The 15,799-nt window shown below is 36.4% G+C and carries 16 protein-coding genes; 13 read left to right on the top strand and 3 right to left on the bottom strand.

Annotation, left to right across the window (positions count from 1 at the left end; translation table 11 throughout):
* Positions 1-110: 110 nt before the first annotated feature.
* Genes acsn021_RS18490 through acsn021_RS18480 form a run of 3 tightly spaced genes read left to right on the top strand, consistent with a single transcriptional unit; the run spans position 111 to position 4,272 of the window.
* Positions 111-1,925 carry an ABC transporter ATP-binding protein gene (locus acsn021_RS18490; protein WP_184091695.1) on the top strand — a complete coding sequence of 605 codons (1,815 nt, stop codon included), beginning with the start codon at positions 111-113 and terminating at the stop codon, positions 1,923-1,925.
* Positions 1,925-3,784 carry an ABC transporter ATP-binding protein gene (locus tag acsn021_RS18485; RefSeq protein WP_184091697.1) on the top strand — a complete coding sequence of 620 codons (1,860 nt, stop codon included), beginning with the start codon at positions 1,925-1,927 and terminating at the stop codon, positions 3,782-3,784. The genes acsn021_RS18490 and acsn021_RS18485 overlap by 1 nt, the downstream gene beginning before the upstream one ends.
* 29 nt (positions 3,785-3,813) lie before the next feature.
* Complete coding sequence (locus acsn021_RS18480; RefSeq protein WP_184091699.1) at positions 3,814-4,272, top strand: MarR family winged helix-turn-helix transcriptional regulator; 459 nt, start codon at positions 3,814-3,816, stop codon at positions 4,270-4,272.
* Positions 4,273-4,398: 126 nt separating this feature from the next.
* Here acsn021_RS18480 and acsn021_RS18475 read toward each other — a convergent pair whose 3' ends face one another.
* On the bottom strand, positions 4,399-5,421 hold the full coding sequence (locus acsn021_RS18475; RefSeq protein WP_197978581.1) for an aminoglycoside phosphotransferase family protein: 1,023 nt from the start codon (positions 5,419-5,421) through the stop codon (positions 4,399-4,401).
* 867 nt (positions 5,422-6,288) lie between these two features.
* On the opposite strand from acsn021_RS18475, the gene acsn021_RS18465 reads away from it, so the two are divergent.
* Entirely contained in the window at positions 6,289-6,792 is a 504-nt protein-coding gene (locus acsn021_RS18465) for an SEC-C metal-binding domain-containing protein (RefSeq protein WP_184091701.1), read from the top strand.
* Between the two features lie 337 nt (positions 6,793-7,129).
* The gene (locus acsn021_RS18460; protein ID WP_184091703.1) at positions 7,130-8,143 is read left to right on the top strand and encodes a phosphotransferase; all 1,014 of its coding nucleotides are present in this window, start codon (positions 7,130-7,132) and stop codon (positions 8,141-8,143) included.
* Between the two features lie 58 nt (positions 8,144-8,201).
* On the opposite strand, the gene acsn021_RS18455 is transcribed toward acsn021_RS18460, so the two are convergent.
* Together acsn021_RS18455 and acsn021_RS18450 are read right to left on the bottom strand one after the other, a co-directional pair.
* Positions 8,202-8,408: a DUF4177 domain-containing protein gene (locus acsn021_RS18455; RefSeq protein ID WP_197978580.1), complete on the bottom strand. Its 207-nt coding sequence runs from the start codon at positions 8,406-8,408 to the stop codon at positions 8,202-8,204.
* A 300-nt stretch (positions 8,409-8,708) separates the two neighbouring features.
* Complete coding sequence (locus acsn021_RS18450) at positions 8,709-9,074, bottom strand: helix-turn-helix domain-containing protein (RefSeq protein WP_184091707.1); 366 nt, start codon at positions 9,072-9,074, stop codon at positions 8,709-8,711.
* A 464-nt stretch (positions 9,075-9,538) separates the two neighbouring features.
* Between acsn021_RS18450 and acsn021_RS18445 the strand changes: the two genes are divergently transcribed.
* The 8 genes from acsn021_RS18445 (at position 9,539) to acsn021_RS18410 (ending at position 15,701) form a co-directional block, all read left to right on the top strand.
* Positions 9,539-10,114, top strand: coding sequence for an RNA polymerase sigma factor (locus acsn021_RS18445; protein WP_184091709.1), 576 nt, complete (start codon positions 9,539-9,541; stop codon positions 10,112-10,114).
* A 141-nt stretch (positions 10,115-10,255) separates the two neighbouring features.
* Complete coding sequence (locus acsn021_RS18440) at positions 10,256-10,696, top strand: hypothetical protein (RefSeq protein WP_184091711.1); 441 nt, start codon at positions 10,256-10,258, stop codon at positions 10,694-10,696.
* Positions 10,697-10,765: 69 nt separating this feature from the next.
* Positions 10,766-10,996, top strand: coding sequence for an acyl carrier protein (gene acpP, locus acsn021_RS18435; protein WP_184091713.1), 231 nt, complete (start codon positions 10,766-10,768; stop codon positions 10,994-10,996).
* Between the two features lie 27 nt (positions 10,997-11,023).
* Positions 11,024-11,956 carry an enoyl-[acyl-carrier-protein] reductase FabK gene (gene fabK / locus acsn021_RS18430; RefSeq protein WP_184091715.1) on the top strand — a complete coding sequence of 311 codons (933 nt, stop codon included), beginning with the start codon at positions 11,024-11,026 and terminating at the stop codon, positions 11,954-11,956.
* 84 nt (positions 11,957-12,040) lie between these two features.
* On the top strand, positions 12,041-12,967 hold the full coding sequence (gene fabD, locus acsn021_RS18425) for an ACP S-malonyltransferase (RefSeq protein ID WP_184091717.1): 927 nt from the start codon (positions 12,041-12,043) through the stop codon (positions 12,965-12,967).
* Entirely contained in the window at positions 12,961-13,701 is a 741-nt protein-coding gene (gene fabG, locus acsn021_RS18420; protein ID WP_184091719.1) for a 3-oxoacyl-[acyl-carrier-protein] reductase, read from the top strand. Before fabD ends, fabG begins: the two co-directional genes overlap by 7 nt.
* 325 nt (positions 13,702-14,026) lie before the next feature.
* Positions 14,027-15,262 (top strand): beta-ketoacyl-ACP synthase II, encoded by a 1,236-nt coding sequence (fabF, locus tag acsn021_RS18415; RefSeq protein ID WP_184091721.1) that lies wholly within the window; start codon positions 14,027-14,029, stop codon positions 15,260-15,262.
* 10 nt (positions 15,263-15,272) lie between these two features.
* The gene (locus acsn021_RS18410) at positions 15,273-15,701 is read left to right on the top strand and encodes an acetyl-CoA carboxylase biotin carboxyl carrier protein (RefSeq protein WP_184091723.1); all 429 of its coding nucleotides are present in this window, start codon (positions 15,273-15,275) and stop codon (positions 15,699-15,701) included.
* The last annotated feature ends 98 nt before the right edge of the window (positions 15,702-15,799 follow it).

Raw genomic sequence — 15,799 nt, 5'->3', positions numbered from 1 at the left:
GTTAATGTTTCTTTACTTGACTTCCCTAAAGGATAGGATTATAATAGTTGCTGTTGCAATTAATGCACATGCAATTATTGTAATGACAACAATTAGGAGAGCTCAATCATATGAAGAAATTTTTAGCCTATGCCAGAGACTATAAAAAAGAATTGATTCTGGCCATTAGTTGTATTGAAGCAGAAACACTATTTGAACTGATAATTCCTATCATGATGGCAGATATCATTGATGTAGGTATTGTTAATGGAGATAAATCTTATATTCTTTTAAAAGGGTTTCAAATGGTAGTCTGTGCAATCATCTCATTAGTTCTGGGAAATTTATGTGCAAGGTTTACCGCAGCTTGTGGTAATGGAATAGGGGCATCCATCCGGGCAGCAGAGTTTCAGAAAATGCAGACCTATTCATTTTCCAACACAGATAAATTTAGCACTCCATCGCTTGTTACACGACTAACCAGTGATGTAACAACCATTCAAAATTCTATAACGAATGGTTTGAGACCAGGCTTTCGCTCACCGGTAATGCTGTTTGTTGCGATTTTTTTATCCTTTCGAATCAATGCAGCTCTTGCAGTAGTTTTTTTAATTGCAGCACCGGTTCTTGGAATTGTTCTATTTATAATTGTAAAAAATGTCCGTCCTTTATATGCCAAGATGCAGAATGCCGTTGACTACGTCAATCGCATCATTCAAGAGAATCTGACAGCCATCAGAGTGGTAAAGGCCTACGTCAGAGAAGACCATGAAATAGCAAAATTTGAAGAAGTAAACCAAAATCTGAAAAAGAATTCCGAAAGGGCATTTTCTCTGGCGGTACTTAATATGCCTGCCTTTCAATTCGTTATGTACGGAACAATATTAAGTATTCTTTGGTTTGGCGGAAAACTTGTGTGGGTAGGAGATATGAAGGTGGGAAGCCTTACCAGTTTCTTAAGCTATGTTTTGCAGGTACTTAATTCCCTCATGATGTTTTCTAATGTATTTCTGCTATTTACGCGTTCGCTAACTTCTTGGAAGCGTATTCTAGAAGTCATGGAGGAAGAACCGGCTATTACCGACGACCGGGCTATCAATGATGACTGGGCCACCATAGAAGAAGGGGTCATTACAGAAGAACATGGTTTAGGTAAGGATAAGGCCATTTCTAATAATTTAACAAAAGAGCTTAGAATAAAAAGCGGAAACATTTCATTTGAACAAGTATACTTTAAATACAAAGATAATGCCAAGGAGTATGTATTATCTGATATATCCATTGAGATAAAGTCCGGGCAGACCGTTGGTATTATCGGGCCTACCGGTTCTGCCAAAAGTACTTTGGTTCAGTTAATTCCAAGACTTTATGAGGCAACCTCCGGCAATATATCTATAGACGGACATCCAATTTATGAATACACACAAAAGCATTTAAGAGATTCCATTGCAATGGTGCTCCAAAAAAACATACTTTTTTCCGGTACGGTGAAGGAAAATCTTTTATGGGGCAAAGAAGACGCCACTATGGAAGAAATCGAACGTGCCTGCCATATTGCTTGTGTTGATGAATTTATTGACCGGCTGAATAAAGGGTATGATACGGAACTTGGACAGGGAGGTGTCAATGTCTCCGGTGGGCAGAAGCAGCGACTATGTATTGCCAGAGCTATCCTAAAAGCACCCAAAATACTCATTCTTGATGATTCCACCAGTGCCGTAGACACAGCAACGGAAGCAAAGATTAAGGAGGGGTTGGCAAAGGAACTGCCGGGTATGACAAAAATAATTGTTGCACAGCGTATTACCTCAATTATGGATGCCGATCAGATATTGATATTAGAAGATGGAAAAATAAATGCGATTGGTACCCATAACTCCCTGCTAGAAGAAAATGAAATCTATCAAGATATCTATTATTCCCAACAGCAAGGAGGTAGCTTATAATGGCAAGAATGACATCTGGTGCAAAACCGAAAAATACGAAAAAGACCTTGCAGCAATTACTTCGCTATTTAGGGAAGCATAAAATCGCCTTATTTTTTATTACCATATTTGTATGTATAAGCGCAGCGTCCGGTATTGTAGGAACATATCTTTTGAAAGAAGTAGTAAACAAATACATAATTCCCGGAGATATACCAGGACTTATAAAGATGATTATTAGTATGGGAATTATATATGCAGCAGGGGTTGTAGCATGTTTTTTCTATAATAAACTCATGGTTCATACTTCGCAAAAGGTGGTATCGGAGATTCGAAGTGATTTATTTGAACATACAGAACAGCTTCCTATAAATTACTTTGATACACATACCCATGGCGAATTAATGAGTCATTTTACAAATGATGTGGATACTATTTCAGAAGCGTTAAATAATAGTTTTACCCTGCTAATTCAAAGTTTTATAACTTCTGTGGGAACCGTTATAATGCTGCTTATTTTAAGCTGGCAGTTATCCATTATTGTAATAATATTTCTACTTCTCATGCTTATGTACATCCGGTACAACGGAAAAATGAGTAAAAAGTATTTTACAGCACAGCAAAAGAATCTTGGAGCTATTAATGGTTATGTTGAAGAGATGGTTGCTGGGCAGAAAGTGGAGAAAATTTTTAACCATGAAGCGCAAGATTATAAGAAGTTCTGTGAGTTGAATGAGAAGTTAAGAGAAGCTTCCACCAAAGCTAATACTTATACAGCGATGACAATACCAACCATTGTATCCTTATCCTATATTAATTATGCTATTTCTGCTTGTGTTGGAGGACTATTTGCCTTATCTGGCCTGACGGATATTGGTACATTGGCTTCTTATCTGGTGTATGTCAGACAAAGTGCAATGCCCATGAATCAGTTTACGATACAGATTAATTTCTTAATGGTAGCTTTAGCCAGTGCAGAGAAGATATTTGCAATGATGGAAGAAGAACATGAAGTTGACGAAGGTCAGATAACTTTAAAGAAAGTCAAGAGAGAAGCAGATGGTACTCTTTCAGAAAGTGATACTTACACAGGTGAATTCGCATGGAACATTCCGAATGGAACGGATGGCTCTACCTATGTTCCCTTAAGAGGAGAGGTACATTTTCATGATGTTGTATTTGGATACACAAAAGAGCATACTATCTTAAATGGCATTAATTTATTTGCAAAACCCGGTCAGAAGATTGCATTTGTAGGTTCCACTGGTGCAGGTAAAACTACGATTATCAATCTGATTAACCGTTTTTACGAAATAACAGAAGGTCAGATTACCTATGATGGAATTGACATTAGAGATATTAAGAAAGCCGACTTAAGACGTTCTATTTCCTTTATCATTCAGGATACACATTTGTTTACCGGAACCATAGCCGATAATATCCGTTACGGAAGACTTCAGGCAAGTGATGAAGACGTAGTGAAGGCTGCCAAACTAGCCAATGCCCACTCCTTTATTAAAAGGCTGCCAAATGGATATGATACTCTTTTAGAAAGTGACGGGGCTAACTTATCGCAGGGACAAAGACAGCTTTTAGCCATTGCAAGAGCAGCTATTTCTCAGCCTCCTGTACTTGTGATGGATGAAGCCACAAGTTCTATTGATACCCGAACGGAGAAATTAATTGAAAAGGGTATGGATACCTTAATGGAAAACCGTACAGTATTCGTTATCGCACATAGATTATCCACCGTCCGTAACTCCAAAGCAATTTTAGTTTTGGAACAGGGAAAAGTGATGGAGAGAGGAGATCACGAAGAACTGTTGACACAAGAGGGTCTATACTATAAACTTTACACAGGACAATTTGAACTGGATTAAATGGTTTCAATAGAAAAGGAGTAAACACAATGAAAAGTAATTTGAGAGAACTTTTTATCCGTTCAGAACGGGCAAGAAAACAGCTGCTTTCACCAGTGCTGTCGGCCAATGGGTTGACTCCCGGACAAGGACAGGCCGGAATCTTAAATACTCTTTTAAAAGAAGACCGATTAAACCAGAAAGAGCTTTCCTGCCGCTGTCATATGGATACTACCACTATGTCACGAAATATTGATAATCTGGAAAAACTGGGGTTGCTAAGACGGGAAGTGAACCCGGAAAACAGACGCTCCATAACGATTTGTCTGACGGACAAAGGCAGAGAAAAGGCTTTAAATGTTCGTGAGATGTTTACTCAGTTTGAAAGCATTTTAATAAAGGATATCTCTGAAGAAGATATAGAAGTCTTCAAACGCATACTTTCTAAAATATGTGAGAATCTTGAGGAAAGACTCCCCCAGGAGGGGCGTTGTAAAATAGACCAGTAGATTATATATAGAGCAAATGGATAGAGAAAATAAGGTGTACGCGTATTGTGTTGCATTGCAGTTGAAAGCAGGCTTTTATACAGGGACAGCCATTTCCATAGGGAGATGGCTGTCTTTTTCTTTGTTCTAAAGATCTTTCATTTCATAAATTTTTTGAAGCATGTTTAAGTAATGGTCTTTGTCACTGGCTGTTTTGGCAAATTTAAAGTCCTCTACAAGCCTGTATCCGAACATAAGTAGAATCAACTCATAGATACAAGGATTGGAAGATTGAGAGATATCCGCATATTCCGAAAACCCTGCGTAATAAGCCGGGACACATCGAGTATAGTATTCTAACATGTGATTGACATCTGCCTCATCCGCAAGCAAGCTGGCTATATCCTCGCCTAAGTAACCCCAACCGGCGGTATCCCAGTCAATGAGTGCGATTTTATCATCATAGGAAAATATGTTTGCCACCCAAAAATCCCTATGGCATAAAACGATGGGCAGTTTTGCAATACGGGCAAATATTTCGTCGGAATGTTCATCAATAGCAATAAGCATGTCACACAAATGTTTTGGTATAGGGCAGTCATTGGAACGTATGTAATCATAGACTTCATTCCATGATCTATAGTGCAGATAAAAATTCTTCATGTTATCCACCTTGCTTAGATTCGTAAGTGTCTGCAATATAACTGGTTGTTCTGCATATAACCTACCTTGGAACCGTCCCAATTCCTTGGCGGTGCGTTCATACATATCACCGGTCAGGTTTAAGCCGGATATGCCATTGATATATTCCATCCAGATTTGAATCTCGTCGCCGTTCATCTCTGCGTGATAACAATCTGGCCAGCGAAGAGACTCGGTGAACAACTTACCAAAATCAGAAGTATATAGGTCATATTCCCGCCGCCAGGAATCAGGGTCGCCGTAGCGTTCCCATTTTTTCTGCTTCTTCAAAACAATACTGTAGGGTAGTTTCTTGCCGTCTGTGGTTTCGGCTGTACCTGTGACAAGCTGTACATCACCCAGAGTGCCGCCATGCAATTGAGTGGTTTTATAATCAGCATGTAGTATGCCAGTATCAAACATGTTGCTTAAAACATAGGTCAGTGTTTCGGACTTGATTTGTATTTCGTCCTTTTTATTTTTATTCATATTGATTTTCCTCCTATAAATAATTAAAATTTTATTTTTGGATACAAAAATGCCGTGAATTAAGCAGCCTCTAAAGAAGCAGCTGTTTCACGGCATAAAAAAAGATACGCCTTCATCGTATCTCACTAACAGCAGTATTCACGAAAGGTTACTAACTAGGCGTCCAAAAGACACTTCTGTCTAAGGAACGCTCTGGCATAAGCAAATTTAATAGGACGAAACCCATTATCTCTACATATACCTCAATATTTAATTTAGAATCACCAATACCATATTCTTCATTATTTACCATCTCCTTTCGGAAGTATAAATTTCCCACATGGGATATAGATATTGTATAGTGTTGTGGGGGCAATGTCAATCAATTTATACAGAAATCAATCATCCAATACATAAAGAAGTAAAATCATTTAAGTCATTGTGGGTATTACTAAAAATTTAAGCTATGTATAAGTTGCGTATAAGATATTTTTATGATAAAATACTCTCTGTGCCATAAAGAATAAAAAACACTGAAAGCCTCTATTCATAAGGGTTTCATAAAATACAACCCCCATGTTACCTTTGCCATAAAAAGCAAACAACCCACTACGCCTTTGCAGTGAGTTGTTGCTAAAAAGGGGAGGATAAGTATTTAACTTTTCTTTGGTGTTGGTTGTGCATGAAATATGCACATTGCGTACATCCTAATGTTGGAGGGGGGATCCAACATGAATGAGATAACGCATCCGTGTAATCTAAATCATCTAAGAATTAGATTAACTATAGTATGATACAGATATTTCCGTATTATACATAAAAAATAAAAAAATTATTACAAAATGAATTGATTTATAATATGAATCAGTCCACAGAAAGGAAAAAGAGATGAGTTTATTAACTGAATGGAGAGACTTTGCTTACTCTCTTGATACAAACCAAAAAGAAGGACAAATGTTTTGGGCAAATTATTTTAATGTAGAACAAGGTATCTACGAGCAAATTCTTGCAGAGCCTGAGGTAGTAGTAGAGGGTACGGTTGAAGAATTAGCAGTAAAATATAACACTACCTTATCTTTAATGGTAGGTTTTCTGGATGGTATCAATGAAAGTCTTGTAAAAGAAAATCCGATTGAAGAAATGGAAGCTAACACAGTTGTAAACCTTGGATACGATAAAGAAAAGTTATACCGCAACATGGTGGAAGCTAAAGCGGAATGGTTATATGATTTACCTGTTTGGGATACTCTTTTAACAGAAGAAAAAAGAAAAGAATTATATTTGGAACAGAAAAAATCCAAAACAATTGTTAAAGAGAAGAAAGTTGGCAGAAATGATCCCTGTCCTTGCGGAAGTGGCAAAAAATATAAAAAGTGCTGTGGAAATGCTTAACTAATATATGATGTAATTTTTCGTACTTTGTTCACGGTTTGTCCACGCTTATGTTAAGGCGTGGACAAAATATTTCTAGCTTCCCTTTTTCTCTTCTCTTCTGATGCGGCTCCATTTTTTTCGAATAATTTTATTTGCTGTAAGTGTGCCGTTATCTAAATCGATAATATTCCATGTAGGCCGAAGACTTCGCCTACTCTCAACCCAGCATAATACGCAGTAAGAACACTGAACTCGTTTTCCGTCTACAAAAGAAATGATTATTAATACCAAAGTAGATGGATTGAAACAGATTGGTAGCCCGATTGGAACAAAAAGGGATACGAAGGAGAATAATGTGAATACAAAATATAAAGAAGATATAAAAGAGTACTATAAGTTTGCACAAAAGGTCTTAAAAGAATATGAAATTTGTTATGATGATATTTCTTTCTTACAACAAAGTGAGAATATTACATTTTGTATTGAAAAGAAGAGTAGTGAAGAAAAGTACTTAGTTAGGATTCACAAATCCATTGATGAGGGTGATGAGTATCAAAATAATATTAGTATGATAAATTCGGAATTACTATTACTTGAAAAACTTAATGCTTGTGAGTTATTTACAGTACAAGCACCAGTAAAAAATAGATACAATAGTTTTGTAACAAGAGTTTTCAATGAATCATTAGGTAAGGATTTAAATGTTACAGTACTTAGATGGATTGATGGAGATACGATTGATATAAATAATGAGAAATATAATGGATTGGCCCTTAAATTAGGTGAGGAAATGGCTAAATTACACAAATATTCAAATCAATGTGAAACATCCGAGGAATTTATTAGAATAGAACATGACTTAGAAACTAGCAAGACTAATTTATTAAAATTAGATAAACTTGTAGATATTAATATTCTATCCAAGATGAAATTCGATGAGATTTATAAATGTGCTATAAATATTATCGAATTTATTAAGAAAAACTTATCTAAGAATGAAAACTGGGGGCTAATACATGGAGATCTAAATGAGTGTAATTATATTGTTAATGGTAATGAAATTTTTTTAATAGATTTTTCAAGATGTGGATTTGGTTATTACTTATATGATATAGCACTAACATTAATGCACCTTAGTAATGAAAATCGTAGACTCTTCATAAAAGGATATAAAAATATTTCCCTATTACCAAATGATTATGAAAAAATGATTGAAAGTTTTTTTGTGTTATCAGTAATTGATAATATGCTGTTTTTATCCTCTAACCCAGAAGAGTATGATTACATAAAAAACATGGTAAATTATTTATGTGATTATGTAATTAGGAAATACAAGAATAACGACAGATTTATATTTGTAAATAATTGATAGATAATAAAAAAGGGGACAGATATTTAACTGCCCCTTTTGTTGGAGGTTTTTTATGCTATAGACGCTCAAATATAAGTGTAGCTTGTATTCTGTCTCCGCCTAAGAAGCCTTTACTTCCGGCAGCGGCTGTAGATATTGTATGTAATCTGTAACCCTTTGCTGCTTGAGTATTAATTACGCCTTCTAGTTCTGTTAAATTTCCTGACCCCGTTCCAATAAACTTTTCTTTTAATGTTACTTGTAATACTACATATTGTTGCATAATGCCCACCCTTTCGCTAATTGATAAATACATATTATCACATATGCACAATAAATGATAGGATTTTTTGTAAAAATATAAAATTTGTTGTAATATGTATTCTTTATTATATGAAAGAACTCTGGAATTTCTATTAAGAATATTCTGGTAATCAGAGACTGTGGAATACTATAAAATAAAAAATAAGTGTCTTACAGTTAGCGTAAAATTGTAAGACACTTACTAATTATTGGGATAAGTATTGTTTTGTATGTAATCATTTTTTGTACAATTTAATTTATTCATCTATCCTATTCTTTCTCATGGATTATTTTCTTTTAAGCTTTGGGCTAATTTCTCCTGCTTATAGAGCAGATACCTGGCATAATTCCTAATTTCAGAGGTATTAAGGTTATTTAATCGTCGGTATAGAATAAAGAAATCAGCAGTTTCATCATCCAAATCATCACTTCCTACTCTCAAAGAATTGTCAGTAATTCCTAACATATAGTCACAAGATACGTTAAAGTAATCAGATAAGGAAATTAACTTCTCAAGAGAAGGTTCATTGCGCTTTGATTCATAATTAGAAATTGCAGTAGACTTTAAACCGATGACTGCTGCTAACTCTCCTTGCGTCAGTTTGTGTTTCTGTCTTAAGTATTTTAACCGATTGCTAAAATCCATGAATAATCCTCCTATTAGACATCATCAACCAAATGAGAATAGTATAAAATAATTATATAACAGTAATTAAGATAGTGTCAATAAAAAAGTATATTTTAGAACCATTTATAGCCAAATGCTTGTAAAATATGAATAAATGTAACCGAATCATTTCGTAAAGCATATACGATTCTACGAATGTTATCCATATGAACATGTATTATAATAGAAATAGTGATTTTTTATTTATAGTATAATTGAAATAATTAATAGTAATAGAACATTTTTTGAATAAATATACCTTCTTATATAGTTATTAAATTGGTTTAATCAGTAAAATATGTAAATATAAAGAAAAACTTAATTTGACTTGTATGATACTTTCGGGTGATAATAAGAAATGAATGAAAAAAAATAATTTATATGCAAGATATATATAAATTAGGTGTATATGTATTAGAGCGCAGAGGAAGGAGGCTTCTAACTTGAAAGATGAAGCAATAATAAACCTTATCTATAACAAAGATGAGACAGGTTTATTAAAGTTAGCTGATAAGTACGAAAAGTTGTTAGTTCATATAGCTGTGGGCATTCTTGGCAGCCGCTCAAGAGACATCGAAGAATGCGTGAATGATACTTATTTAAAGCTATGGAACCATATAGAGCAATACGATATGGAGAAGGCTTCTTTAAAAACTTATCTTAAAGTTATTGTTAGAAATACGGCTATTAATAAACTTCGTGATTTAAGCAAAAGAGAAGACCGTGAGCTTCCTGAGGATATATCTGATATTGCAAAATATTATGTTGACCAAAGGCAAAGTGTAGAAGGGCAGGTGTTCCGCAAACAAGATATTCATTTGCTGAACGCAATTATCAGCAATTTAAATAAAAAAGACCATGAACTGGTTATTAGGAAATATTTTTATCTGCAATCCTCTAAGGATATTGCAGCTTCTATGAAGATGACGGTAACTGCTGTTGACAGCAGACTTTCAAGACTTAGAGGTAAAATGAAGCAGGAATACGAAAAAGAGAAACATACTAATTTTTGTATGTAGATTTGCTGATTTCACGCACTAACTAATTTGCTGAAATGATAAGCAAGACATACAAGTTGCCTGATTGAAAGAAAATATAATGAGAAAGGAAGCCGCAGTTGATTCTTTCAGTCCTACTGACAAGTGGCATGGGTAAAAACTATGAATGAACTATTGTTAATTGATATGCTGAGTGAACTGAATCCGGAATTACTCCAGGATAATTATATGGAAAGAGATTTAAAAGGTGGCGTATTCTCTTTCTTAAAGAAACTATTTTCATTAAAAAAAACCACAGAGCAATCTGAAGAAACCTTTATGCAGGAGGAATCATCAGAAGCTTCTGAGTTGATATATAGTGATTATTCTTATAAGGAAGAACAGCCTATGGAAGCAATAACAAATGAGCTAAAAGAGTGTGAAAGTAAAACCTCAGGATTCGGTTTTAGCATACACATTTTCCAGAAAAAAATAAATATATTTGTTAAGATTGTATCAGGTATCACAGCAACTCTTGTGCTGGTAATAGGAATTCTCCTCTTTTTTATTACCAAAAATAAAGGAAGTTTTTTATTAAAAAGGAATAAAGCAGCTTTAAATTAAGTCATTTTTGTCATAAATTAAGCTGTTTTCATATATTATAAAAATTATTTGAATTTAAGGAGAAAGAACATGATAGAAAAATTAAAAGAAATTATTGCAAATCAATTAACGGTAGAAATAAGTGAGATTAAAGAAGAATCATCCTTTAAAGAGGATTTTGGAGCAGACTCTCTGGACTTATTCGAATTAGTAATGGCATTGGAGGAAGAATTCGATGTGGAGATTCCTTCTGAAGATTTAAATAGCATTGGTACAGTTGAAGATGTCATTAATTACCTAAAGAATAAAGGCGTGGAATAAGTCTGTAAGAAAAGGTGAGGAAGATTCATGAGAACAAGAATTAGCGAATTGCTAAATATAGAATATCCGATTATTCAGGGGGGGATGGCCTGGGTAGCGGAACATCATCTGGCGGCGGCAGTATCAAACGCCGGGGGACTTGGAATCATTGCAGCCGGTAATGCACCGGCTGAAGTGGTAAGGGAAGAGATTAGAAAAGCAAGAGAACTGACAGATAAGCCCTTTGGTGTTAATATCATGCTCCTTAGCCCTTTTGCCCCTGAAGTTGCAAAGGTGGTTGTAGAAGAAAAGGTTCCGGTAGTTACTACCGGGGCAGGTAATCCGGAGAGCTATATACCTATGTGGAAAGAAGCAGGTATAAAAATAATTCCGGTGGTTGCTTCCGTAGCCCTTGCAAAGCGTATGGAGAAGTATGGTGCTGACGCAGTAGTGGCAGAGGGTTGTGAAGCCGGTGGTCATATTGGAGAACTTACGACAATGGCGCTAATTCCCCAGATTGTTGATGCTGTTACTATTCCTGTTATAGCTGCTGGCGGTATTGGTGACGGCAGAGGCCTTGCTGCTGTATTTTTACTTGGGGCGGAAGGTGGCCAGGTGGGTACCCGTTTTGTGGTTTCCCACGAATCCATAGTACATGAAAATTATAAGAAAAGGGTTATTACATCAAGGGATATCGATTCTGCTGTAACCGGAAGATCAACAGGGCACCCTGTAAGATCCATTCGTAACCAGATGACCAGGAATTACGCCAAATTAGAGCAAGAGGGAAAAAGCTTTGAGGAGCTTGAGCTTCTGACTTTAGGGTCTTTGCGTAAGGCTGTGATGGAAGGCGATGTGGTGAATGGTTCTGTTATGGCCGGACAGATAGCCGGTTTGGTTTCAAAGGAACAGTCCTGTAAAGAAATAATTGAGGAAATAGTGGACGAAATGAAGCATCTGATTCAAAACTTCCATTTTTAAGTTAGTTGATAGAATGATTCGTAGATTCAAATATATTAGTTTTATTTACAAAAGGTGCTCTGTGCACAGATTGGAGTTTAAAATATGGGAAAAACCGCATTTATCTTTCCCGGTCAGGGAGCGCAGTACATCGGAATGGGTAAAGAATTTTATGATACCTTTGAAAGCTCTCGGGAGATATTTCACAAAGCCAGTGTATTATTAGGAATTGACATGATGGAGCTAGTCTTTGAAGAAAATGACATGCTTAATATTACAGAATATACCCAGATAGCCATGGTTACTACTTGTATGGCAATCTATAGCCAAGTGAAAACGTTAGGATTTGAACCCTTTGTGTGTGCAGGCCTAAGTCTTGGAGAATACCCCGCACTAATGGCAAGCGGTGTCCTTGACTTTTCTGAGGGGATTCAGGTTGTAAGAGAACGGGGAAAATTAATGCAAAATGCAGTAAAGCCGGGAATTGGTGCTATGGCTGCGGTAATAGGTCTTGAAAAGGAAAAGATTGAAGAAATTTGTGAAGAGATATCTGGAATTGTTGGTATAGCCAATTATAACTGTCCCGGGCAGATAGTAATAACCGGCGAGAAGGAAGCGGTCGAAACAGCCGGTGAGGAATTGACAAAGCAGGGGGCAAGGAAAGTAATCGCCTTAAATGTTAGCGGACCTTTTCACTCCCCAATGCTTAAAGAAGCAGGAGAATCCTTATCAAAGGTACTTGAAACCGTTGAAATCAATATACCTATGATACCATACGTCTCCAATGTAACTGCCGAATTTATCAGAGACAAATCACCAATAAAGGGATTGCTATCCGCTCAGGTGGCATCTCCGGTAAAATGGCAGCAGAGTGTAGAAAACATGATAAAGGCAGGAGTGGATACCTTTGTTGAAATAGGACCAGGAAAAACCTTGACTGCCTTTATTAAAAAGATAGATAGAAGTTGTAAGATACTAAATATTGAGAAGCCGGCAGACTTAGAAAAACTAAAGGAGGTAATGAAATGTTAACGAATAGGATTGCATTAGTTACCGGTGCCAGCAGGGGAATCGGAAGAGCAATTGCAATTACCCTGGCAGGTTATGGGGCAACGGTTATTGTAAATTATAACGGCTCTAAAGAAAAAGCAGATGAAGTAGTAGAAGAGATAGTGAAAAATGGTGGTAAAGCGTTGGCTTATCAGGCTGATGTAGCCGATTTTTCAGCAGTCCAGAACATGTTTGCTGATTTGGTAAAGCAGTTGGGAAGAATTGATATTCTTATTAATAATGCTGGTATTACAAGAGATAACCTGATATTAAAAATGTCCGAAGAAGAATTTGATCAGGTTATAGATACCAATCTAAAGGGAGTCTTTAACTGCTTAAAGCAGGCGGCAAGACTTATGCTGAAACAAAAACAGGGAAGGATAGTAAATATATCCTCCATCTCAGGCGTAATGGGCAATGCAGGTCAGATTAATTACAGTGCATCAAAAGCTGGGGTTATAGGTATGACAAAATCCCTTGCAAAAGAATTAGGTTCAAGGGGAATTACTGTGAATGCCATTGCACCGGGATATATTAAAACAGATATGACGGCGGTTTTAAAAGAAGACCTAAAAGAGAAGGTAATGGATGCTATACCCCTAAGGCGTTTAGGAGAAGCAGAGGAAATAGCAGAAGCAGCCGCTTTTTTAGTATCTGATAAGGCGGCTTATATTACCGGGCAGACCATACAGATTGATGGTGGGCTTGGAATCTAACTCATTCTTGTGTCCTGTATAGGCAGCTTGGGGAGAAATTAGGTTGTATTGCAATTCGTTAAGAGGGGATTTAAAATATGAGGCGAGGGAGTTGTCTTGGCTACTAATTAGGTGAAAGAAAATATCAATAGAGAAAGGATGCCACAGTTAATTCTTAACCTAAAAAAGTTTAATGTATGTGGTAGTGTATTATATCAAAGGTGAATATTTGGAATAACATTTCGTTTAGTGACTTCAGTAAGGTGAAATTGTACTAGGATGAAATGCTTATCTAAAGTGAAAGATTTCATCTTCATGAAGATATGATATACATTGGGTATAAAACATGAAAAGAGTAGTTGTAACGGGAATGGGAGTTATTTCTCCTATCGGAAATGATATCGATACCTTTTGGGAAAGTGTAAAAGAACAAAAGACAAATTTTAAACCAATATCCTATTTTAATACGGATGAATATAAAGTAAAACTAGCAGCTCAGGTGGAAGATTTCCAAGCTGAGAAATATATGGATGCCAAAGCAGCCAGGAGAATGGAAGCGTTTTGCCAGTATGCTGTAGCAGCTTCTGCTCAGGCAATACAGAATTCAGGTCTTGATATGGAGAAAGAAGACTTGACAAGAATTGGTGTCTCTGTAGGTTCCGGTATCGGAAGTCTCCAATCCATCGAAAGAGAGCATCAAAAGCTGTTGGAAAAAGGTCCGAAAAGGACGGCTACTTTGCTGGTACCTCTTATGATATCTAATATGGCAGCAGGAAATGTAGCTATAGCATTTGGTTTAAAAGGTAAATGTACCAATATAGTAACTGCTTGTGCTACAGGAACCCACTCAATTGGAGATGCTTGCCGTTACATCCAGTGTAATGAAGCAGATGTTATGGTAGCCGGTGGTACGGAAGCAGCTATAACTCCCTTAGGTATTGCCGGATTTAGTGCTTTGACTGCTTTATCAACCGAAACCAATCCCGAAAGAGCCTCTATTCCATTTGACAAGGAAAGAAGTGGATTTGTAATGGGTGAAGGTGCAGGAGTTGTTGTACTTGAATCTTATGAGCATGCAGTTGCAAGGGGTGCCACTATATTAGCAGAAATTGTAGGTTATGGAGCGACTTGTGATGCTTTTCATATTACATCTCCATCAGAGGACGGAGAAGGGGCAGCACGTGCCATGCTGTTAGCCATTAATGAAGCAGGAATAAAGCCGGAAGAGGTTGATTATATCAATGCCCACGGAACCAGTACCCATCATAACGACCTTTTTGAAACCTTATCCATTAAGAAGGCATTTGGGGATTACGCTTATAAATTAAAGATAAGCTCTACCAAATCAATGACGGGTCATCTTCTTGGAGCAGCAGGTGCCGTAGAATTTATAACTTGTGTAAAATCAGTTATGGAGGATTATATCCATCCAACCGTAGGCTATCAGATACCCGATGAAGATTTAGACTTAGATTATACTAAGGAACCTGTTACCGATAAAACAATAACCTATGCCTTAAGTAATTCCATGGGTTTTGGTGGTCATAACGGCAGTTTACTGGTTAAAAAATTTGTAGGATAGGAGTGGTCATATGGAATTTGAGAATATCATAAAGTTGATAAAGACAGTTTCTGAATCAAATCTGACTTCATTTACCTACGCGGAAGGAGATTTAAGTCTTTCCTTTCAAAAAGAGCATGGTGCGTTAAGTACTGTTGCAGGTTCTATACCTATAACAAGTTCGGTTACAAAGGAAGAGGCAGTTGAAGAAGAAACACATAAGTTTTCTATTAAATCACCTATGGTGGGAACCTTTTATTCTGCCAAAACAGAAGGCGGCGAGCCTTATATTTCAATAGGTGATAAAGTAAAAAAAGGTCAGGTCATCGGTATTGTGGAAGCAATGAAGTTGATGAATGAAATAGAGTCTTCTTATGATGGAATCGTAGAAGAAATATTAGTTGAAAATAAAAATATGGTTGAATATGGTCAGCCTCTTGTTCATATCAGACCGCTTTAACAGAAAATAAAGTAATAATAGTAACTTAAAAATAAACCGCAGGACGTAAGGCGGTCACTATATAGGTAGATATTAATTCAACTTATATAACAGGAAGC

Source organism: Anaerocolumna cellulosilytica, from assembly GCF_014218335.1.
GTDB classification, from domain to species: domain Bacteria; phylum Bacillota; class Clostridia; order Lachnospirales; family Lachnospiraceae; genus Anaerocolumna; species Anaerocolumna cellulosilytica.
This window is presented reverse-complemented; position numbering and strand designations above follow the sequence as displayed.